Genomic DNA, 1,703 nt, shown 5'->3' with positions numbered 1-1,703 from the left:
AAAGGTTCTCAGTATGTATCGCTGGCCTACACACAGCGGCTTAAGGAAGCCGGATTACTGGCATCAACAGGAAGTACAGGCGACTCGTATGACAACGCGATGGCGGAGAGCATCAATGGTCTTTACAAAGCGGAGGTAATACACCGTAAGAGCTGGAAAAACCGTGCAGAAGTGGAACTGGCCACACTCACGTGGGTGGACTGGTATAATAATCGACGATTGCTGGAAAGGCTGGGCCACATCCCTCCGGCAGAAGCAGAAAAAGCTTATTATGCTTCCATCGGAAACGATGATCTGGCAGCCTGAGTTCACAGATAAAACACTCTCCAGGAAACCCGGGGCGGTTCAATTACCCTTTTGCTTTTATATCTGCGTCTAAAATAAAAATGAGCCGCAGGTTAACCGCAAAAGTTACATGCTCACATAGCAAAAAGAATAGCCAACTTCATTATGGCTTCAGTGAGATGTATGGTCGTAGGATTTCATACATTGACACTGGTTATACATACAGTAAAAATACTCTCTACTGGAGGGCATTTTTTATGGCAGTACGAAAACTCACCACTGGGAAATGGCTTTGCGAATGTTACCCCGCCGGACGAAGTGGGCGTCGTGTGCGTAAACAATTCGCCACCAAAGGCGAAGCACTGGCTTTTGAGCGCCACACGATGGAAGAAACCGAAGCAAAGCCCTGGCTGGGTGAATCAGTGGATCGTCGAACACTGAAAGACGTGGTTGAGCTATGGTTCAAACTACATGGTAAATCTCTGACAGCTGGGCAGCATGTCTATGACAAATTGCTGTTGATGGTTGACGCTCTGGGCAATCCTCTTGCAACCGATCTCACCTCTAAAATGTTTGCCCACTATCGAGATAAACGCCTGACAGGCGGGATCTACTTCAGCGAGAAATGGAAGAAAGGAGCAAGCCCGGTCACCATTAACCTGGAGCAAAGCTATCTAAGTAGTGTTTTTAGCGAACTATCCCGTCTGGGCGAATGGTCGTATCCGAACCCACTGGAGAACATGCGAAAATTCACCATCGCAGAAAAAGAGATGGCATGGCTTACCCATGAGCAGATTGTTGAATTGCTGGCTGATTGCAAACGTCAGGACCCAATTCTGGCACTGGTAGTTAAGATATGCTTAAGCACAGGCGCACGCTAGCGTGAAGCCGTAAATCTTACCCGCTCACAGGTGACCAAATACCGAATTACCTTTGTCAGAACGAAGGGGAAGAAAAACAGAAGCATCCCTATCAGTAAAGAGCTTTACGAAGAGATCATGGCGCTTGATGGGTTCAATTTCTTCACAGACTGCTATTTTCAATTTTTATCCGTGATGGAAAAAACGTCTATCGTGCTCCCTCGCGGTCAACTCACACACGTTCTGCGCCATACGTTTGTGAAGTGGCACACTGAATTTGGCCACCTGAACAGAGGTGATATGCTCACCTCAGAACAACACAGGTGCTCCAATGAAAAAAAGAAATTTTAGCGCAGAGTTTAAACGCGAATCCGCTCAACTGGTTGTTGACCAGAAATACACGGTGGCAGATGCCGCCAAAGCTATGGATGTTGGCCTTTCCACAATGACAAGATGGGTCAAACAACTGCGTGATGAGCGTCAGGGCAAAACACCAAAAGCCTCTCCGATAACACCAGAACAAATCGAAATACGTAAGCTGAGGAAAAAGCTACAACG

2 protein-coding genes and 1 pseudogene are annotated in these 1,703 nt (G+C 47.1%); all 3 read left to right on the top strand.

The genetic code is table 11. The features are described from left to right. A partial coding sequence (locus BHE85_RS14775; protein ID WP_032232747.1) for an integrase core domain-containing protein occupies positions 1 to 306 on the top strand: 306 nt, incomplete at its 5' end. Between the two features lie 236 nt (positions 307 to 542). Further along, positions 543 to 1,403 (top strand): annotated as a pseudogene (locus tag BHE85_RS14770) (phage integrase); the annotation flags it as partial. A gap of 73 nt (positions 1,404 to 1,476) precedes the next feature. After that, a partial coding sequence (locus BHE85_RS14765) for an IS3 family transposase (RefSeq protein ID WP_057951205.1) occupies positions 1,477 to 1,703 on the top strand: 227 nt, incomplete at its 3' end.

The sequence above is a fragment of the Shigella sp. FC1567 genome, from assembly GCF_001743015.1.
In the GTDB taxonomy this organism is placed as follows: domain Bacteria; phylum Pseudomonadota; class Gammaproteobacteria; order Enterobacterales; family Enterobacteriaceae; genus Escherichia; species Escherichia coli.
The sequence above is the reverse complement of the archived record's forward strand: the minus strand, read 5'-3'. Positions and strand labels throughout refer to the sequence as shown.